This window comes from Hydrogenobaculum sp. (assembly GCF_049967395.1).
In the GTDB taxonomy this organism is placed as follows: Bacteria; Aquificota; Aquificia; order Aquificales; family Aquificaceae; genus Hydrogenobaculum.
Map to the genome: position 1 here is coordinate 1 of NZ_JBMFST010000004.1, position 19,072 is coordinate 19,072.

Annotated in this window: 19 protein-coding genes; 18 read left to right on the plus strand and 1 reads right to left on the minus strand. The window is 35.4% G+C overall.

Annotated features, from left to right (window positions below; translation table 11 throughout):
• Positions 1–104 precede the first annotated feature (104 nt).
• The 13 genes from ACP5S8_RS01060 (at position 105) to ACP5S8_RS01120 (ending at position 14,408) form a co-directional block, all read left to right on the plus strand.
• On the plus strand, positions 105–302 hold the full coding sequence (locus ACP5S8_RS01060; RefSeq protein ID WP_461875357.1) for a nucleotidyltransferase family protein: 198 nt from the start codon (positions 105–107) through the stop codon (positions 300–302).
• A 60-nt stretch (positions 303–362) separates the two neighbouring features.
• Entirely contained in the window at positions 363–2,990 is a 2,628-nt protein-coding gene (locus ACP5S8_RS01065) for a bifunctional YncE family protein/alkaline phosphatase family protein (RefSeq protein WP_461875358.1), read from the plus strand.
• Positions 2,991–3,056: 66 nt separating this feature from the next.
• Positions 3,057–3,422, plus strand: coding sequence for a hypothetical protein (locus tag ACP5S8_RS01070; protein WP_461870799.1), 366 nt, complete (start codon positions 3,057–3,059; stop codon positions 3,420–3,422).
• Positions 3,419–3,802 carry a hypothetical protein gene (locus tag ACP5S8_RS01075; protein ID WP_461870800.1) on the plus strand — a complete coding sequence of 128 codons (384 nt, stop codon included), beginning with the start codon at positions 3,419–3,421 and terminating at the stop codon, positions 3,800–3,802. The genes ACP5S8_RS01070 and ACP5S8_RS01075 overlap by 4 nt, the downstream gene beginning before the upstream one ends.
• Before the next feature lie 9 nt (positions 3,803–3,811).
• A complete protein-coding gene (locus ACP5S8_RS01080) occupies positions 3,812–4,111 on the plus strand; it encodes a hypothetical protein (RefSeq protein ID WP_461870801.1) in 300 nt (99 codons plus the stop codon).
• A gap of 13 nt (positions 4,112–4,124) precedes the next feature.
• Positions 4,125–4,325, plus strand: a complete 201-nt coding sequence (locus ACP5S8_RS01085; protein WP_461870802.1) for a hypothetical protein — start codon at positions 4,125–4,127, stop codon at positions 4,323–4,325.
• A complete protein-coding gene (locus tag ACP5S8_RS01090) occupies positions 4,322–6,418 on the plus strand; it encodes a heavy metal translocating P-type ATPase (RefSeq protein WP_461875359.1) in 2,097 nt (698 codons plus the stop codon). Before ACP5S8_RS01085 ends, ACP5S8_RS01090 begins: the two co-directional genes overlap by 4 nt.
• Positions 6,411–7,271, plus strand: a complete 861-nt coding sequence (locus ACP5S8_RS01095; RefSeq protein WP_461875360.1) for a cation diffusion facilitator family transporter — start codon at positions 6,411–6,413, stop codon at positions 7,269–7,271. The genes ACP5S8_RS01090 and ACP5S8_RS01095 overlap by 8 nt, the downstream gene beginning before the upstream one ends.
• An 18-nt stretch (positions 7,272–7,289) precedes the next feature.
• The gene (locus tag ACP5S8_RS01100) at positions 7,290–8,090 is read left to right on the plus strand and encodes a GNAT family N-acetyltransferase (protein ID WP_461875361.1); all 801 of its coding nucleotides are present in this window, start codon (positions 7,290–7,292) and stop codon (positions 8,088–8,090) included.
• A 48-nt stretch (positions 8,091–8,138) separates the two neighbouring features.
• The gene (kdpA, locus tag ACP5S8_RS01105; protein WP_461875362.1) at positions 8,139–9,869 is read left to right on the plus strand and encodes a potassium-transporting ATPase subunit KdpA; all 1,731 of its coding nucleotides are present in this window, start codon (positions 8,139–8,141) and stop codon (positions 9,867–9,869) included.
• A complete protein-coding gene (gene kdpB / locus ACP5S8_RS01110) occupies positions 9,866–11,920 on the plus strand; it encodes a potassium-transporting ATPase subunit KdpB (RefSeq protein WP_461875363.1) in 2,055 nt (684 codons plus the stop codon). Before kdpA ends, kdpB begins: the two co-directional genes overlap by 4 nt.
• The gene (kdpC, locus tag ACP5S8_RS01115) at positions 11,917–12,513 is read left to right on the plus strand and encodes a potassium-transporting ATPase subunit KdpC (protein ID WP_461875364.1); all 597 of its coding nucleotides are present in this window, start codon (positions 11,917–11,919) and stop codon (positions 12,511–12,513) included. Before kdpB ends, kdpC begins: the two co-directional genes overlap by 4 nt.
• Entirely contained in the window at positions 12,477–14,408 is a 1,932-nt protein-coding gene (locus ACP5S8_RS01120; RefSeq protein WP_461875365.1) for a DUF4118 domain-containing protein, read from the plus strand. The genes kdpC and ACP5S8_RS01120 overlap by 37 nt, the downstream gene beginning before the upstream one ends.
• 5 nt (positions 14,409–14,413) lie before the next feature.
• Here ACP5S8_RS01120 and ACP5S8_RS01125 read toward each other — a convergent pair whose 3' ends face one another.
• Complete coding sequence (locus ACP5S8_RS01125) at positions 14,414–15,169, minus strand: type II secretion system protein (protein WP_461875366.1); 756 nt, start codon at positions 15,167–15,169, stop codon at positions 14,414–14,416.
• Between the two features lie 93 nt (positions 15,170–15,262).
• On the opposite strand from ACP5S8_RS01125, the gene ACP5S8_RS01130 reads away from it, so the two are divergent.
• The 5 genes from ACP5S8_RS01130 to ACP5S8_RS01150 are packed head-to-tail and all read left to right on the plus strand — an operon-like array spanning position 15,263 to position 19,068.
• A complete protein-coding gene (locus tag ACP5S8_RS01130; RefSeq protein ID WP_461875367.1) occupies positions 15,263–15,907 on the plus strand; it encodes a hypothetical protein in 645 nt (214 codons plus the stop codon).
• Complete coding sequence (locus tag ACP5S8_RS01135) at positions 15,895–16,242, plus strand: hypothetical protein (protein WP_461875368.1); 348 nt, start codon at positions 15,895–15,897, stop codon at positions 16,240–16,242. Before ACP5S8_RS01130 ends, ACP5S8_RS01135 begins: the two co-directional genes overlap by 13 nt.
• Complete coding sequence (locus tag ACP5S8_RS01140) at positions 16,230–16,856, plus strand: hypothetical protein (RefSeq protein WP_461875369.1); 627 nt, start codon at positions 16,230–16,232, stop codon at positions 16,854–16,856. Before ACP5S8_RS01135 ends, ACP5S8_RS01140 begins: the two co-directional genes overlap by 13 nt.
• A complete protein-coding gene (locus tag ACP5S8_RS01145; RefSeq protein ID WP_461875370.1) occupies positions 16,853–18,319 on the plus strand; it encodes a type II secretion system protein GspD in 1,467 nt (488 codons plus the stop codon). Before ACP5S8_RS01140 ends, ACP5S8_RS01145 begins: the two co-directional genes overlap by 4 nt.
• Entirely contained in the window at positions 18,316–19,068 is a 753-nt protein-coding gene (locus tag ACP5S8_RS01150) for a hypothetical protein (RefSeq protein ID WP_461875371.1), read from the plus strand. Before ACP5S8_RS01145 ends, ACP5S8_RS01150 begins: the two co-directional genes overlap by 4 nt.
• Positions 19,069–19,072 lie beyond the last annotated feature (4 nt).

Here is a 19,072-nt window from a genome sequence, read left to right on the forward strand (position 1 = left end):
AAGCTTCTTTTTCATGCAAACTTTAGAGGGAAGGGGAGAAGGGATTTCTTAATTTTTTATTTAGTTGTTCTTGACTTAAAGTTGTTTTTATCTAAAATATTCTTATGGAAAAAATAGAAAAGCAAAGCTTAAAAAATAAAGTGTTAGAGCTTTTAAAATCACATAAAGATAAGCTATATGAAAAATTTGGAGTGCTACATATAGGATTGTTTGGTTCTGTAGCAAGAGGAGAAGACAAATACTCTCAGATTAAATGGAAAAGAATGGCTGGTATGAGGGATGTGTTGATTCATAATATTTGAGTTGTATTTTTTAACAATAAATTAACGATTGGAGTTTATAATAAACCGAGGAGACTAGCCATGAAAAAACTTTTACTTGCTATGAGTCTTTTTGCTGGTGTTGGGTTTGCCCATGAAACGCCTTGGGGATGGGATATAAAACCGGCTGGGAAATATGTCTATACGTATAACTTTCCAACAAATGTGGTGATATCAAAGCATCATATATTTGTACTCACAAACGGAGCAACATCCTATCAAACCCTTACTATGTACGATAAGAATTTACATGAGCTTTTTCAAGTAAAAGCGTGGAAAGACGAGGTAAGCCCGTCAAAAGAACCAAATTATTTATTTTTACCCTATCAGAGCTTTTACCAAGGCATGTATTACAAAGACCAAAAGCTTTATGTGGCAGGTGGATTTTCTGACAACATTTTGGTATTTGATGTTTATCCTAAAAGCCTAAAATTGGATAAAAAGATCTACCTTAAATACAAACCTTTTCCTAAAAATCAATATCCCTATATTTATCAAGGCTTTAGATACGATTTGAGACATTTTTATCCTGATGCCGTGGTAAAAGGTGATAAATACATATATGCCACTGGACTTTTATCAAATGCTTTAGCCAGAATAGATGAGGATAATAAAAAAATTGATTATCTAAATGTAGGAGCTTATCCTTACTCTATAGCTTTATCTCCAAAATACATCTTTGTAAGCCTTTGGGGAGACAACGCCGTAGCAGTGGTGGATAGAAAACACTTTACCTTTGTGAAAAAAATATACGTAGGTAGAAAGTTAAACAAATTTAGCAAATCAGCTGGCGTTCACCCTACAAATCTTTATTATCAAGACGGGAAGCTTTTTGTAAGCTTAGCAAACAGCGGTAAAATAGCCATTATAGACACTAAAAGTTTTAAAGTATCCGGCTTTTTAAAAGATAAACTATTTAAAAATCAAGAACCTGGCGCTTATCCAAACAGCTTATACGAAAAAAATGGTAAACTTTTTGTATCGAGCGCTGGCACAAATTCTATAAATATTTTTGATGTTAAAAGCAAAAAATTGATAGGTGCTATACCAACCGGATGGTACCCAAGCGCCATGAGTATCGGAGATAAGAATATATATGTAGTCTCTGCAAAAGGTCTAGGCTCTTTTCCAAATACAAAGTATCAGTGGATAGGCATATTGATGCCTGGTATTTTACAAAAAGTTTCTTTAGAAGATGTTGATAAGAATATTTCAAGTTATACGAAAGATGTGTTCAAATACGATAAGTTTGATGGTATAAAAAACCAAGAGCCTATTGTAAAGTTTTTAAGAAAACACATAAAGTATGTGGTTTTTATACTAAGAGAAAATAAAACCTTTGACGAAGATTTTGGCACCTACAAAAGAGCTGGCAACAAGTCTGCCACGATTAAATGGGCTGACCCAAACTTAGCACTATATACCAAAAAAGAACTTCCAAATTTGTTTAACTTTGCCAACAACTATACGCTTATGGCAAATTTTTATGCCGACGGTGAAGTGACAGCCCAAGGTCATCAGTGGACTACGGGGGCAAACGTATCTGATTTTGTAGAGAGAACGTGGCAAGAGTATTATTCTGGAAGGGGATTAGCTGAAAACCCTGGATGGACAGAGGCTCTTACTTTTGGGTACGCTACAGGTTGGGGTGGTATACCAAACGGTGTAGACAATCCTTTTGCAATATACGAAAACCTAAGCAAATTAGGAAAATGGTCAAACCCTTGGATTTCCTATCCTTATAAGCTCTACCTTTTCAACAACCTACTAAAGCATCATGTATCCTTTGAAGATTTTGGTGAATTTGTATCAAGAGATAGATGGGGTAATATTCCAAAAGCTATGAAACCTCATATAGCATACTCCTTTCCGGGTTGGAACAGATTTATACTAGATACTTACAGAGCAAAAGCAGCTATAAAGTGGTTTAAAGCTCACAATATGCCAAGATTTTCTTACATATGGCTTCCAGATGACCACACCGCAGGACTTCACCCTTGCTACTACACGCCACAATACTATGTAGCCAACAACGACTATGCCACCGCCAAACTAATAGAATATCTATCTCATACTCCTTACTGGAAACATATGGCTATATTTATAACAGAAGACGATGCCCAATCTGGAGCAGACCACATAGACGCTCATAGGACTTTCGCTGTAGTTGTAAGCCCTTGGGTAAAACCTGGCTACATATCTACAAAACACTATTCTCAAATAAGCATAGTGAAAACCATTGAAGAAATCCTTGGAATACCTCCTATGTCTATATTTGACCAAACTACTCCCATTATCTCCGATATATGGACCGATAAGCCAAACTTTAGTCCTGTAAAAGCTATAAAACCTGATGTAAAGATGGCTTTTAACAAAGGATATTGCAACAACTATACGCTTTTAAGAAGAGAAGCAGGTTTAAAAGGCAAATATGTAAACAAAGAATGGCTTAAAAAGCATATGAAAAAAAGCCAAAAAGATAGCTCTTATGTGCCATCTCCTAAAAATCTATATACGCCAACATCTTTATTAAAAGTATCAGGTTTTGAACAATTTAAACAAACAGCTATAGCCACCAAAGGTTACGAAGGATATAAAAAGATGCTTAGCTATATAAAAAGCCTTGCAAACAAAGAACATAAAAGTATATGGGCTTTTATAAGTAATTGATATATATCATAGAGTAAATTAAAAAAATTAACGGAATCTTAACAAAAGATAGTTAAGATAAAAGGTATGAAAGAGGTGCAAATAGTAAGCGCAAAAGAGGGTAGGATAAGGCTAAAGGTAAACAAAGTCTATCACGGGGTGGTATACGACCTTTTGAGAAAAGCGCTAAAAGACGAAGAGATTGTATCTAAACCCTTCACCAATAGCATACTAATAAGCTGCTGTAAAGATGAAAACGCTTTACCTTTGATAAAAAAAGTGTTAAAAGAAAACGGCTTTAAAGTGGAAACAAAAGGCGATGAAATAAATTTACTATTTGCCTTCCAGCTGATGTTAAATGTAGGAGGGGGACTGGAGGGCATTGCTTTTAACGTAGCTAAAGACATTGTTTTAGATAGAGTAGGGCTTGGGGCCATATCATACTTTGTATGAAAATAGAAGATATTTCATTTTCACATCATAGAATAAGGATAAAAGGAAGCGTGGTTTACAACGAGGCTTTTGTAAAAGTGTTAAAAGAACTATTTGGCGAAGAAAACGTATATGTAAATTATCACACTAAAAGCATTAAAATAGAATCCGAAGAAATACTATCTCAGGATGAATTTCAAGAGCTATTGGAAAACCAAGATTTAAAACCGCTTGGTGAAACAGTTTGTATTACAGACTTGCATCCTTTTATATCTAGGACTATAAAATCAGACGTTTTGAAGCTTTTTTTATACACCGTTGATTACGGTTTTAGGATAGGTGCCATAAGGTTTATATGGGTAAACTGGTTATTCAACAAACTTGTAATAAAATTTTTATAGGAGGTATATATGTTTGAAAATCTTATCGGGTGCTTTTCGAGAAGATACTTTACCTGGGGTCTTGGCACGGTAGCAGTTATGTACGTGCTTGGAAAAGCTTTAGAGGAGTTTAAGCCTGTTTTAGTGGGAGTTACAAAAGAGGGTATCAGCTTTGGACAGTGGCTAAACGCTTCTTTGGAAGCCAAAAAAGAAGTGGTAGAAGATATAGTCCATGAGGCAAAGTCAGAGCTAAAAAAGGAAATAGAGCTAAAAATAACGCTTTTACAAAAACAGCAAGAGCTTTTAGAAAAGTTAAAATCATCTTTATAAGGAGGAAATAAATATGTGGTCAAAGTTAGGCGATATAGTCTGTAGCAAGTACACATCTTTTGGGCTTGGAATGTTTGCCGGTGTTTTTGGCTTTTATATGATACATAAAATATCTGAACATCAGGAGCTTATGAGAGTGCAAGAAGAGATAAACGAGCTTATGAATAGGCTAAATCAAAAAACGTTGGCACCTTCACAAGAACAACAGTCATGAAAACTCTTGTAGTAAAACACAAAACTTACGGTAGGATAAGGGTCAACTCTTTTTACCTTAAGTATTTAGATGTTTCAAAAGAAGCTATAGAAGATTTTATAAAATCTCAAGATGGTATTTTGGATGCTAAGCTAAACAAAGCCACTGGAAGCCTGTCTATATCTTACGACCCAAACAAGATATATATAGAAGAGTTTTTAGAACTTATAAACAACACACCTATCGATGTAATACTTGGTATATTAAAATCACAAAAAACAAAACCAAAAACACAAAAAGAAGAACCCTCTAAATTAAGAATGATTGTGGGGGCTGTGGGAGGGTTGCTTTCTTTAACGTCTGTGTTGCCAAATCCCTTTATAAAAGCGTTGGCTATATTTGGTTCTATACCATCTTTTAAAAGCGCTTTTTCAAACCTTTTGAAAGGCAAGCTGTCTTATCAGCTTTTAGATTCGTTGGCCCTTGGTATAACCATCCAGAGAAACATGCTACTATCAGCCAACATAATGAATCTATTTATAGGGTTAGGAGATTATCTTGAAGACAAACTAAACCAAAAAGCTAGGGCTTCTATAGAAGACCTTCTAAACGTAGATGGTGAGACCGCTTATATAGAAAAAGATGGCACAAAAATTGAGGTACCTATAGAAGAGATATCTACAGGAGATATAGTGGTGGTTTACGCCGGTGGTAGGATTCCAGTGGATGGCGTGGTAGCAGAAGGTAAAGCAGTTGTAAACGAGTCTATATTAACAGGAGAAGATAAGCCTGTTTTAAAAGAGGCTGGGTCCAAAGTATACGCTGGCACAAACGTTATAGACGGAAAAATCTATATAAAAGTAGAACAAAAAGGCGCAGATACCATCATCTCAAAAATCGCTTACATGGTAGAATCCTACATGGACCAAAAACCGGGCGTTTACGATAAATTTAACAAACTAGCCGATGCTACGGTCTTACCTATCTTAACAATAGGCTTGATCAACCAGCTTACCACCAGAAACTTAGCAAAAACATCTAGCATACTAACAATAGACTATAACACCAATTTAAGGGTATCTATACCAATAGCTGTGGCTTCTTCTATATCAAAAGCCTCAAACCACGGAGTACTTATAAAAGGCGGAAGGTCTTTAGAAGAGCTTTCTAAAATAAATTGCTTGGTAATGGATAAAACTGGCACTATCACGAGAGGAGAGCCTATTATTACAGATTTGATACCATTAGAAGAAGATTTATCCCAAGAAGAGCTTTTGAGAATAGCCGCCTCCTTAGAGCAAAGGCTAAAACACCCTATAGCTGATGCTATAGTAAATATGGCAAAAGAAAAAGGGCTTGAGCTTTACGAAAGAGAGGATTCTGATTACGATATAGGGCTTGGCATCTCAGCAAAACTAAACAACGAAGAATATAAGCTTGGCTCATCAAGATATATGGCTAATCATAAAATAGCTATACCAAAACACATAAAAGACATAGTCAGAGAGAAGCATGATGAAGGTAAAACAGTTTTATACCTTGCAAAAGGCAAAAAGATATTAGGTTTAATAGCTTTTAAAGATACTATAAGGGAAGAAGCCAAACAGGTAATAAAGAAATTAACAGATATGGATATAAAGATAGTTATGCTAACCGGTGACAATGAAGAGGTAGCACAAGCTATAGCTAAAGAAGTAGGTATAAAAGAGTTTAGAGCAAGGGTATCTCCAGAGGAAAAAGCCAAATACGTAGAACAGCTTAAAAAAGAAGGCTTCAAAGTGGCTATGGTAGGAGACGGGGTAAACGACTCTGTAGCACTCTCAGCGGCAGATGTTGGTATAGCAATGGGGGACGGTTCTCAAGTAGCTATAGACGTAGCAGATGTGGTGCTTGTAAAGGAAGATTTAAATCTTATATACAAAGCTATAAAACTTTCTAAAGATGCAATGAGAGTAGTAAACAACAACATAAAGTTTAATTTTGCTATAAATACCCTTGGAATGGCTATAGGTATATTGGGTTCTGGTAACCCTGCATTCTCGGTAATGATAAACAATGGTTCTACCATACTCTCAGCTCTATACTCTATTACACCGGATATAAAAAATGGATGAGAAAAATCTTGGGAGAGGGCTTTATTTTGTATTTGTTATAACGTTTTTGGATTTTTTACTTGAAGTCTACTACGGATACGCCTTCAACAGCTTAGCTTTGTTGTCTGACGCGGTTTACATGTTTATGGATTTATCCGGTCAAGCTTTGGCAATATTTGCCATGTATTTATCCAAAAAGCCTCCAAACCCAAAAAGGACTTTTGGATATTACAGGGTTGAAATACTATCAGCTTTGTTTAACGGCATCACTGCCGGATTTTTCCTAATAATGATATTTTTACACGCTTTTAAAAGGCTTTTACATCCAGAGTATGTAAACGCTGGTGGTGTTTTTTGGATATCTATCTTGGGTCTCTTAGTAAATATAGTTGGTATCGTGATACTTTACTTTGGCTCAAAGCACAGCTTAAACATAGCCGGTGCTTTTTTAAGGGTTTTAATGGATGGGCTTAGCTCTGTAGGCGTTATAGCATCATCTATTCTTATAGAACTTACTGGCAACTACATATTTGACCCTATAATGAGTATACTAGTAGGTCTTAGCGTTATATACCCTATTTACAAAGTATTATCAAAGTCCATAGACATTTTGATGGAATCTTCCCCAGAGTATATAAACTTAGAGGAGTTAGAAAACTTTATAAAACAGCACTTCCCAGAAATAATGATAAAATCTATACACGTTTGGAGTCTTGTGCCAGGTAAAAATATAATGTACGCGAGATTAAGAGAACAAGACTTGGAAGCTTTAGAAAACACGCCTTTAAAAGAGGTAAGAGATAAGATAAGAGCCATGAAAAAAGAGCTAAAAGAAAAGTTTGGTTTTGAGAGAGTAGTGATAGAGCTTTATTAAAGGGTTGAGGAGGTTGGTATGATAGGGGCGCTATCGCAAAAAACATACGGTTTTCGTTTAAAAGCTTTTAAACCAAAAATTACTTTTAGGTTTGAAGTGGGGAATTTTACCGTAAAGACCGCACAGAATTCCAAAGAGTTAAGGAAAGCTCTTGAATTAAGACATAAGGTATTTTATCAAGAAATTCTAAACAAAAGCAAGCTTTTTAGAATAGACATAGACAAGTTTGACTTTATAGCAGACCACATTATTATAATAGACAACAAAACTCAAAACGTAGTTGGTACCTATAGAGTTATAGCATCTAACTTTAGCGATAAGTTTTATTCGGAAACAGAGTTTGATATATCTAGTATAAAGCTTTTAAAAGCCACAAAGATAGAGATTGGAAGGGCAAGCGTGCATAAAGACTATAGAAGCGGAACCACGATAGCTTTGCTTTGGAAAGGCATTGCTTACTACGCTAAATTGGTGGGAGCTAAGTATGTGTTTGGATGTTCTAGCGTTCAAACGGAAAACTTGCTGGAAATAGTTTTAGCTTATAAATATTTAAAACAGTTTGAAAACAAAATGGTGATTCCTTTGCCGGATTTTCGCATAAAAAACTTTGAAAACTATGTAAAAACTCTTGATGCTGTAAATATGGATGTAAATAGTCTAAAAGCTTTTGTGCCCTCTCTTATCCAAAGCTATTTAAAAGCTGGTGCTGTAATATGCGGTGAACCTGCTTTTGACAAGCATTTTAAATGCGTTGATTTTATAACGCTTCTTGACGCTGACCATCTTAACAATTCTTTCAACAGAAGATTTAAATCATAGAATAATAACATAAACCAGCACTAAGCTATATCTTTTGGAGGTAATATTATGAACGTATTTTTGGACATTTTTAGTTTTGCTTTGTTTTTTGGTATTCTCACCGTCGTTTCTCCTTTTTTGGGTAAATATATGGCAGATGTATATGAAGGCAATATATACAAATTTTTAAAACCTATAAGGTATTTGGAAAAGGCAATATACAAAATACTTGGCATAGACGAATCCAAAGAGATGAATTGGAAAGAGTATCTTTATGCTTTGCTATCTTTTAACTTCTTAGGGTTTTTGATACTTTTTTTGACGCTTTTATTTCAAAAATATCTTCCATTAAATCAATACAACATACCAAACATGAGCTGGGATTTGGCTTTTAATACAGCAGCAAGCTTTGTCACAAACACAAACTGGCAAGCTTACGCAGGCGAAACCCAAGCTACATATTTTTCTCAAATGACAGGCCTTGCCCTTCAAAACTTTTTATCGGCTGCCAGCGGTATAGTGGTAGCTTTGGTACTAATAAGGGCTTTTGCCAGAAAAAACACCGTATATCTTGGAAACTTCTTTGTAGACTTTACAAGGACAATCCTGTATGTGCTTTTACCGCTGTCTTTTTTTAGCGCTTTGTTTTTAGTGTCCCAAGGGGTTATACAAAACTTTTCTCATTATAAAAGTGCAGAACTTTTAGAAGCTTTTAAAAACGGTAAAGATATAATTACCCATCAAATACTTCCTATGGGTCCAGTGGCTTCTCAAGAGGCGATAAAACTTCTTGGTACAAACGGCGGTGGGTTTTTTAACGCAAACTCAGCTCATCCCTTTGAAAATCCCACTCCTTTATCAAATGTTTTTGAGGCTTTTATTATAATCCTAATACCAGCTTCTTTGGTATTTACATTTGGTTATATGATAAAAGATAAGAGGCAAGGATGGTTTTTATACAGCGTTATGCTCTTTGTACTTCTCTTAATGATGGGTATAGGGTATTACTTTGAATATTACGGCAATCCCATAGTAAAAAAACTTGGCGTAGAAGGTCCATATTTAATAGGAAAAGAGCTTAGATTTGGCATGGGTGGGACTATGCTATTTTCAAGCATTACTACGGCCGTTTCTTGCGGTGCTGTAAATGCTATGTTTGATTCTTTTACACCTTTAGGCGGTCTTGTACCAATGTCTTTAATATCTTTAGGAGAAATCATATTTGGTGGTGTTGGTTCTGGACTTTACGGAATGCTAGCCATGATAATAATAGCTGTTTTTGTAGCAGGGCTTATGATAGGAAGAACGCCAGAGTATCTAAACAAAAAAATTGAAGCGAAGGAAATGTGGTCTTCTGTTATCATAACGTTGGTGGCTGGTGTAACATCTTTACTTCTTACTACGTTGGCCCTTTATACGAAATGGGGTCTATCTTCCATATCAAATCCTGGACCGCATGGGCTTAGCGAAGTTTTATACGCTTACATATCAGCTTCTAACAACAATGGAAGCGCCTTTGCTGGTTTAAACGCAAATACTGTATTTTACAATATCACCACAGGTTTGGCAATGTTGATAGGTAGATTTGTACCTATAGTAGCTGTATTTTATATGGCGTCTTCTTTATCGCTTAAAAAACATATACCACCAAGCCCTGGTACACTTCCTACCCATACGTTGGTGTTTGGTGTTTGGGTTGTTTTTATCATAATAGTTGTGGGTGCTCTTACATTCTTACCAGCTTTTTCGTTAGGACCTATTCTTGAGCATATGCTTATGCTAAAAGGAGTTACATTATGAAGAAAAAAGAGCTTAGTATCTTTGATAAGAAAATTCTAAAAGAAGCATCTATAAACTCAATCAAAAAACTAAACCCTGTTGAGCTTTTAAGAAATCCAGTGATGCTATCGGTGGAAATAGGAAGCGCCATTACTACTATTGACTTTTTTTACGATTTAGCCACCAACAACAATTACGCTTGGTTTAGTGGTAACGTAAGCTTATGGCTTTGGCTTACAGTGTTATTTTCTAACTTTGCAGAATCAATAGCAGAATCTCGTGGTAAAGCAAGGGCCCAATCTCTTAGAGAGGCAAAATCAAATCTTTTTGCTAAAAAGCTAAAAAACAAAGACGATAAGAATTATGAAACAGTACCAGCCTCTTCACTTCAAAAAGGTGATTTGTTTTTATTAGAAAAAGATGATATTATACCCATAGATGGGGAGCTTGTGGACGGGGTTTTACTTGTAAACGAATCTGCCGTTACGGGTGAATCGGCACCAGTTATAAGAGAATTTGGCACTGATAAATCTTCTGTAACTGCTGGGACCAAAGTTGTATCTGGGACTGGAGTAGCTGTTGCAAGCGTAAATCCAGGAGAGACCTTTATAGACAAAATGATATCTTTGGTAGAAGGAGCTAAAAGAAGGAAAACACCAAACGAAATAGCTCTTGATGTTTTAATAATATCCCTTACCGTGGTTTTTTTGGTGGTAGTCATAAACTTTAGAGCCCTTTCTTATTACAGCGTTCATTCTACCGGCAAAGGTTCCGTGGTATCTTTAGTGGTACTGGTGGCGTTGTTCGTATGCTTGGCGCCAACCACCATAGCAGCTCTTTTACCAGCCATAGGTATAGCTGGCATGGATAGGCTTTTTAGGAAAAATATAATAGCTCTTTCTGGTAGAGCTATAGAAGCCGCTGGTGATGCAAACGTATTGTTTCTTGACAAAACAGGAACTATCACCTACGGCGATAGACAAGCCTACAAACTCATAACAGTAGAAGGTGTTTCTGAAGAAGAGTTGGCAAAGGTAGCTCATATAGCTTCTTTAGGAGATAGCACCGCTGAAGGTAAGAGTATTTTTGCTTTTACAAAAGAAAAATATAACTTATCAATAGATTTAAAGGATTATAAAGTAATAGAGTTTGATGCATCAACAAGAATAAGTGGCGTGGATACAAACAACGAACACTATAGAAAAGGTTCAAGCGATGCTATAGAAAAGTATGTATCAAGTTTAGGCGGGGTCATACCAAAAAATCTGGATAGAATAGTTGAAGAAGTGGCAAAAGAAGGCGGTACTCCATTGGTAGTAGCTAAAGATAACAAAATATACGGAGTAGTTTATTTAAAGGATATTATAAAGCCTGGTATAAAAGAGAAGTTTAAGGAACTAAGAAGAGCGGGTATAAAAACCGTTATGATAACAGGAGACAACCCTCTTACAGCAGCCACTATAGCAGCGGAAGCCGGTGTGGATGATTTCTTAGCTCAGGCAAAACCAGAAGATAAATTAAGGCTAATAAGAAAATACCAAGAGGAGGGCTATATGGTAGCCATGACAGGAGATGGCACCAACGATGCACCGGCTTTAGCTCAAGCGGATGTTGCAGTAGCTATGAACTCTGGTACTCAAGCCGCTAAAGACGCCGCCAACATCATAGACCTTGACAACGACCCATCAAAGCTAATAGAAGTGGTAGAAGTTGGCAAAGAAATCCTCATAACAAGAGGGGCTATCACCACGTTTAGCATAGCAAACGATATTTCGAAATACTTCGTTATAATACCAGCAGCCGTTAGCAAAAGCTATCCAGAACTAAATATATTAAACATATTACACCTTGAAAATCCTTATATAGCAATCTTATCAGCGGTTATATTTAACGCTGTTGTAATACCGATGCTTATACCTTTAGCCTTAAAGGGTGTTAAGTATAGGCCCATAGATGCCCAGACACTGTTGGTAAGAAATTTAAGCATATACGGTATAGGCGGTGTTTTATTCCCGTTTTTTGGGATTTGGATTATATACTGGATTTGTGAAATGATTTGGAGAGTGTTATGAATGCTAAAAGCTTAAAAAACGTATTTTTGCTTTTTGTAATATTCTTTGTCTTACTAGGCATTTTATATCCTGTAGCAGTTACAGGGGTGGCAAAACTAATATTTCCTTATCAAGCTTCTGGAAGCCTTTACGAGCTAAACGGCAAAATAGTAGGCTCTAAACTTATATGTCAACCTGTATCTGACCCTGCTCTTTTCTGGCCAAGACCATCCTCTACATCTTCTTATCCTTGTAATCCGCTTAGCTCTGGTGGTTCCAACATAGGACCTACCAACAAGCAACTGGTAGAAAACATAGAATCGAGGATAAAAGTATTAAACTCATACGGACTTGAAGCTCCCTTTCCTTCTGATATGGTCATGGGTTCAGGAAGTGGCTTAGAGTCTTACATATCGCTGGAGAATGCTCTTATGCAAGCCAAAAGAGTATCTCATTATTCTGGTATACCCTATGAAGAGCTTTTAAAAATGATATATAAAAATGTCGACGGAAGGACTTTTGGCATATTTGGAGAAAAAAGGGTAAACGTTGTGAAACTTAACATGGAGCTTTTAGAATGGAAGAAGAAAGACCAATTCCAGAAAGTTTATTAGAAATAGCAGAAGAAAAGAAAAATCGCGGCAAACTCACCATATACCTTGGTGCGATGCCGGGGGTTGGGAAGACTTATGCAATGCTAAGTGATGCTAGAATTAGAAAACAAGACGGTGTAGATATAAAAATTGGGTTTGTAGAAACGCATGGAAGAAAAGAAACAGAAAAGCTCTTAGAAGGTTTAGACATTATTCCACCTTTGGAAGTAGAATACAACGGTATAAAGTTAAAAGAGCTAAACTTAGATGAAATACTCAAGATAAAACCTCAAATTTGCATTATAGACGAGCTACCCCATTCTAATCCACCTAATTTTAGAAATAAAAAACGTTATCAAGACGTAGAAGAGGTATTGAACGCTGGTATAGACGTGTGGACAGCTATGAACGTCCAGCATATAGAAAGTATAAGCGATATAGTATATCAAATAACTGGAGTAAAGGTAAGAGAAACCGTACCAGATGAGTTTGTAAAAAATGCTGACGAGATAAAGCTGATAGACTTGCCACCAGAAGAGCTTATCCAACGGTTAAAAGATGGGAAGGTCTACGTGCCTGATTTAGCCCAAGAAGCCATAAAAAAATATTTCAGACCTGGCAATATAATGGCTTTAAGAGAGCTATCTATGAGGATAGCCGCCGATAAACTAAATAAAAAACTAAATACATACATGAAAGAACATGCAATCGCTGGCCCTTGGGCTATAAAAGAAAGAATAGTAGTAGGTATATACGCTAGTCCTTTTGCAGAACATTTGGTAAGAGCAGCTTACAGGGTTGCTACCGAGATAGATGCAGATTGGATAGCTATTTACGTTGAGACAGAAAAGCACGCTTATCTTACAGATAAAGAGCTTGATTGGTTACAAAAAGCTTTAGAACTGGCAAAAAGTTTAGGGGCAGAGATTGTTTGGATAAAAGACGAGGATGTACCAAACGCCATCATAAGATATATTAAAAGCCATAACATAAATAAGATAATAATAGGAAAACCGAAAAAGTTTCCAATCTTTAGAGGTTCTATATTTAGAAAAATAGCTCAAAATACAAAATATGTTGATATATACATATTAGACCCGCCTATTGCCGAAGCAGAACTTTTTATACCGTCAAAAAAACGTATAAGCCTTCCTAAATTATATCTACCTAAACTTTACAATGTCTTTATCGGCTTGTTTCTTGTATTTCTCGCCACATTTATAGGGCTTCAGTTTAGAAGTTTTTTAAATCAACTAAATCTGGTATTTTTATTTTTGTTGGCGCTTAGTTTAGCAGCCGTGATGTTAGATACATACTCAACAATTTTTGCCACGCTAGTTAGTATAATTATATTTGATTATTTCTTTATTCCGCCCTATTATAGTTTTGCAATATCTGATATAAACTATTTCCTATCTTATACGGTTTTCGCTGTAATGATAGTGTTTATAAATCTTCTTTCAGTAAGACTGAAAAGAAATCTAAAGCAACTCCAAAAAAGCGAGGAAAAAAGCAATGTTCTTTTTGAGCTTAGCAGAAAACTGCTTAGGATAAATTCAAAAGAAGAATGTATATCCATTACCGTAAGATATGTAAAGATTTTCGTAGAAGATGTAGCGATATTTCTAAAAGACAAAGAGAATATACATATCCAAGCAGTAACAAAGAATATGAACATAAACGAACGAGTCAAAACAATAGTCCAGTGGTGTATAAAAAATAAAAAACCAGCTGGATTTTCTACGCAGACCTTCTCAGAAGACCCGTATTTTTATATGCCACTTATCTATAAAGACGACATATATGGAGTAATGATTTTTGATATGTCTAAAAGCAAAGAAACGGATTATGAACTTATATCTATCTTAGAAGCTATAGCAGATTTATTTACCGCTAGTATAGTAAAATATGTTTAGAGATATTATTGGTTTAAAGCCGTTAGTGTAGTAGGAACGTTGTTGGCGGTACAACTAAGGTAACTATAGTCTGAAGCTGTAGCGCTTGATATAGTGCATAAAAGACCCAAAGAGTTAAAAGCGTTTGATACAGCTTGAATATATTCATTTGGTATTTGGCTTGTAACAATTGTAAAAGAAGTGCTAGTAGAAAGATAAGACCACGTAGTAGCCCAGGGCCCTATAAAATGAAGCAAAGCGCAGCAATTGGCAGGGTTTGACGGAGGATGCGAGTTCCAATCACATGTGCCTTGAGCACCATTTAAGCTATACCATGAGTTCCCGTCTGTGCAAGATATTTGTGGATAAGCCCCAAGCACATCGTAGTAATCTTTCAAACCCAAAACAAACGTCCTTGCTTTATAAGAATAATTTTGCTCATGAGTAGTAGCGTTGATAGTCCTATAGCCTATAAATACCGCTCCCAAAAATATGCTAACTATAGTAAGCACAAGCAAAAGCTCTATGATAGAAAAGGCGAGTGGCCCAAAGGGCTTATTAGTATGCACATCTTTTAAACTGCCTAGTGGCCTCGCAAGAGGCTTATTGGGATGCACATTTTTTAATTTAGGCAGTGGCCTCGCAAGAGGCTTATTAGAATGCACATTTTTTAATTTAGGCAGTGGCCTCGCAAGAGGCTTATTAGTATGTATATCCCTCGAAATTGGCAGTAGCCTTAAAGGCTTATTGGGATGCATGGTCTTTAGCTTCAAGCTTTTCATATCAATAATATTATAATCCTGAAAAAAAATATGTTGTATGCGATAATAGTATATATGAAATTTGGGATATATTATAATATATTACTATGCTTGATGATTTTTTGCTCTATCTCTTACTCTCTTGATATAAACGCTCTTGATAGTGTTAGTAGAAACATATTTAAAAAGGGTTTTTTCTTGGGCTGGCAGATGAGGAAAAGAGAAAATATATGCGGGTCTTACGTAATTCCGTCTGGATGGTGGGTTTATATGGATTCATCAGATTTAAGCTCATACAAGATAGGCTATTATAAGTTTATAGCCATGAGAAACGGACTTACTCCCCTTGATGGCATAGGCGATGTTGTGTTTGGAGTATTTGATAGTGAAGCTGATGCTAACCATGCAAAAGAACTGCTCCAAAAAGAAGGTGTAAAAGGTGTAATATGGGTAGAGTATAAACCCGCAGAAGCCGTTATAAACCCCTGTGTAAATTTTGATTTAAACTATGGCAAGACACATCTTGACAAAACCCTTTATTTTATGGAAATGGCTCTATCAGAAGCCAAGAGAATAGTAAATCCCTCTGTAAATAAAAAAGCGTTAATACATGATATAAGCACAGTAATTTTGGGCCTTGAGAAAGTAGGAGCTAAAACAGAAACCCAAGATATATATAAAAAAGAAAATATAAATACTATAAAAGTGCCGCCTAATTACGAAAATCTTATAGAGAGGTCTAAGCTATGGGCAAAATGAAGTTTGTTTTAATGATTTTGGCAATTTGTAGCGTTATAGAAAATGCAAACGCACAAAATGAGTATGCACCAAAGATATCCTTTAAGGATATAGTGGAGTCTCAGGTGGGAGTCGTGAAAAAAGTAATGGATTTAAGCAAAGAGGTAAGCGAGTTAAAAACAGCCTTAGCAAAACTACAAGAGCAACAAGAAAAAACCTACGCTAAACTATCTGCCATAGAACAGGATCTGAAACAAAAAACTAAAACTTCCAATTCCAAATCAATCAAAAGTGCAGTTTCAGTGCCATCTTCTTATCAAAATCTTATAGAACAAGCAAAATCATGGGCAAAATAATATTTTTGCTTTTAATATTTATATTCTCTTGCGTAGCAAGTGCAGAAGGCGAGTACCAACCAAAGATTACTTTTAGAGATATAGTAGAATCTCAAATAGGCGTCATAAAAAAGGTGGTAGATTTAAATAAAAAAACAAAGGAACTAAGTAAAAATCTAGAAAAAGAGAAAAAGAAAGTAGAAGGTTTGGATCAAAATGTTACAAAACTACAAGAACAACAACAATTGTTTTCTAAAAAGCTAGAAAAAATAGAAAAAGAAGTAAGAGATCTAAAACTAGAACATTCTATAAAAGGTCTTGTGATAGAAAGTGAAAGCTCCAAGAAGTCCATAGGTTTTGGCAAACCCTACAAAAGAAAAACAGTCAAAGAGCTTATAAAAAACGGACCTGAAAACATATATTTTTGTGTAGACTCATTATCTTACATTCGCAAATATCCATCTATAAAATCTGTTGCTATAGGCGCTTCTTACAAAGGCGATACGTTGCAATGTCTTACGCCCTGTGGTCTTGAAGGGCATAGATTTTACTGGCTTCATATATTAAATCTTCGGACAGGTTATAAGGGCTATAGTATACTAAATAGCTCCATAAAAGAAGGCAAGTGTAAATGAAAAAGTTTCTCGCTTTTATAGGTATATTGCTGTTTATATCAATCTCTTATTCTTACCATCTTATTGGGAACTACGGAGCTACACCAAAAAACAAAACCAATACATCACCTGGTTTTATAATAAACAGCCAAAATGCTTTTTTGCTAAAACCTGTCACCTTAAATGTAAAAGATGTCCCAATACCACAAGTTTTATCTTATCTTTCAGGTATAACTCAAGTGCCTATAGAACTAAAAGACAACGTGCAAGATAGGGTTAGCTTCTACGGACAAGGTACATTAAAAAGTATATTAGACACTTTTTGCGCTTACAACAACCTGTATTATAAGGTTGAAAACGGGAAAATAGTAGTTAGAAGATATATAAGCGCTGTATTTCAGTTAAATGTGCCAATGACCACTACAAAGGCATACAATTACAATATGACGTTTGGTCAAAGCGTCACCAATAGCTCCTCTGGCGGTGGTATGTTAGGGGGTACAGCCACAAACCCTATACAAAACACAGGTACAAATAGCTCTAGCTCAACTTTTAATTTCAACGAAAACTTAGCTCAAAACATTGTAAATCTTATAACACCTCTTTTACAAGATAAACATTCAAAGATATCTTACGATCCAAATACCGGTCTTCTTACATTTTTTGGCTCTATAAACGATTATAAAACTGTAAAATCTATAGTAAATAAGCTAAATAAAGAACTGTCAGAACCCATAAAAATAAGAATAGATATAATAGCTATAAACCTTTTAAACGAATACTCTACCGGTATAAATATTCAAGCACTATTTAACAACTTAAAAAACTTAAACGTTTCTTTAAATACGCCTATGACAACTGTGAATAGCACAAATTTATTGTTTAAGGCAAGTATTACTGGAAGTAATTATAGCGCCCTATTGAACGCTTTAGAGCAATACGGCAAAACAAGGAGCATCGACAGTGAAACTTATACAGTGTTACCAAACCAACCCATAGTATATGCCCCTACCAATACCCAATCTTATATAAGCTCATACAACATATATATACCACCGACAGTGGCTGGCGTAGTTTCCACCCCTGCATACATACCAATAGTTTCTTATCTCAACACTGGCACGAGCATTACTATATTACCAAGGCTTACAAACAAAAAAAGGCTTATGGTTGATGTTTATTATTCCCAAAATACGCCTCAAAATATAAGTACTCAAAATATAACAATAAGCCAAGGAGTAAATGTCCCTATACAATTTCCAGAAATTTCATCTCAGAACTCTGTTTTAACATCTGTTTTAAAGCCAAGGCAAACTATAGCTCTTATAAGCTCTGTCTATGACCTCAAGAAAAACAACGAGGCTGGCATACCATTTTTGATAAGGATACCTCTTATAAAATACCTTTTTGGCAACACCGATAAATATTCAAACAAAGTGCAATTCATAATAACAATAACCTACGAGGGTTTGGGTGAAAGATGAGCGCGGAACAACCTCAAATACCACCAGAGAAACCTTACAAAAAATATTTGGAAAAAATTAAATCTTTTTTTAAAGATTTAAATTTTAAAGATTTTAAAATAAAAAAATATTTTGAAGCACCCCCTAATGATTCGACCGCAGACCACACAAAAAAAGAAAATGAAAAAAGAAATTTTGAAAAGATAATTTTAGGCGTAATTGTAGGATTTGTTTTTGGGGCTTTAGCAAGCAGTTTGATACTGTATTTTAAGATAAAAAGGATTCAAGAAGAATACGAAAAAACTCAAACAAGGCTTCAGATACTGTCTTCAAGATTAAAATCAAGCCAAAACCAAACAAACACAACCCAAAGCCAGAATATTCAAGATCAAAAGCTTGCTACTGCTCAGATTTTAAGCGTAATAAACAACTTACCGCCTTCTAATGCTTTTGCCAGTTTCTATGTAAACAAACTAAACGAAGAAAAATATAAAACAATACAAGAGCAAAAGTTGAGTTTAAAAAAATCACAACCTCCACCTTTACCACCTCTTAAAACATTAATAGGTAAAAATCAAGCAAACAACAGTCTACCGCAGCTTACTCCCACAACCCCACCAATACCTCAAGTATCTATGATAATATGTTCAAACAGTTGTTACGCTATTTCTTCAAACGGTCAAGTTTATACAAACGGTTTTGTACAAGGAAATTATAGGCTTGTGGTGACTCAAAACCAGATTTATTGGGAAAAAATCGATGGAAAATAACAAT

Bases quoted from the DNA above. Each gene is read 5' to 3' on its own strand.
- ACP5S8_RS01060 (WP_461875357.1), top strand. From the start codon at position 105: ATGGAAAAAATAGAAAAGCAAAGCTTAAAAAATAAAGTGTTAGAGCTT.
- ACP5S8_RS01065 (WP_461875358.1), top strand. From the start codon at position 363: ATGAAAAAACTTTTACTTGCTATGAGTCTTTTTGCTGGTGTTGGGTTT.
- ACP5S8_RS01070 (WP_461870799.1), top strand. From the start codon at position 3,057: ATGAAAGAGGTGCAAATAGTAAGCGCAAAAGAGGGTAGGATAAGGCTA.
- ACP5S8_RS01075 (WP_461870800.1), top strand. From the start codon at position 3,419: ATGAAAATAGAAGATATTTCATTTTCACATCATAGAATAAGGATAAAA.
- ACP5S8_RS01080 (WP_461870801.1), top strand. From the start codon at position 3,812: ATGTTTGAAAATCTTATCGGGTGCTTTTCGAGAAGATACTTTACCTGG.
- ACP5S8_RS01085 (WP_461870802.1), top strand. From the start codon at position 4,125: ATGTGGTCAAAGTTAGGCGATATAGTCTGTAGCAAGTACACATCTTTT.
- ACP5S8_RS01090 (WP_461875359.1), top strand. From the start codon at position 4,322: ATGAAAACTCTTGTAGTAAAACACAAAACTTACGGTAGGATAAGGGTC.
- ACP5S8_RS01095 (WP_461875360.1), top strand. From the start codon at position 6,411: ATGGATGAGAAAAATCTTGGGAGAGGGCTTTATTTTGTATTTGTTATA.
- ACP5S8_RS01100 (WP_461875361.1), top strand. From the start codon at position 7,290: ATGATAGGGGCGCTATCGCAAAAAACATACGGTTTTCGTTTAAAAGCT.
- kdpA (WP_461875362.1), top strand. From the start codon at position 8,139: ATGAACGTATTTTTGGACATTTTTAGTTTTGCTTTGTTTTTTGGTATT.
- kdpB (WP_461875363.1), top strand. From the start codon at position 9,866: ATGAAGAAAAAAGAGCTTAGTATCTTTGATAAGAAAATTCTAAAAGAA.
- kdpC (WP_461875364.1), top strand. From the start codon at position 11,917: ATGAATGCTAAAAGCTTAAAAAACGTATTTTTGCTTTTTGTAATATTC.
- ACP5S8_RS01120 (WP_461875365.1), top strand. From the start codon at position 12,477: ATGGAAGAAGAAAGACCAATTCCAGAAAGTTTATTAGAAATAGCAGAA.
- ACP5S8_RS01125 (WP_461875366.1), bottom strand. From the start codon at position 15,169: ATGAAAAGCTTGAAGCTAAAGACCATGCATCCCAATAAGCCTTTAAGG.
- ACP5S8_RS01130 (WP_461875367.1), top strand. From the start codon at position 15,263: ATGATTTTTTGCTCTATCTCTTACTCTCTTGATATAAACGCTCTTGAT.
- ACP5S8_RS01135 (WP_461875368.1), top strand. From the start codon at position 15,895: ATGGGCAAAATGAAGTTTGTTTTAATGATTTTGGCAATTTGTAGCGTT.
- ACP5S8_RS01140 (WP_461875369.1), top strand. From the start codon at position 16,230: ATGGGCAAAATAATATTTTTGCTTTTAATATTTATATTCTCTTGCGTA.
- ACP5S8_RS01145 (WP_461875370.1), top strand. From the start codon at position 16,853: ATGAAAAAGTTTCTCGCTTTTATAGGTATATTGCTGTTTATATCAATC.
- ACP5S8_RS01150 (WP_461875371.1), top strand. From the start codon at position 18,316: ATGAGCGCGGAACAACCTCAAATACCACCAGAGAAACCTTACAAAAAA.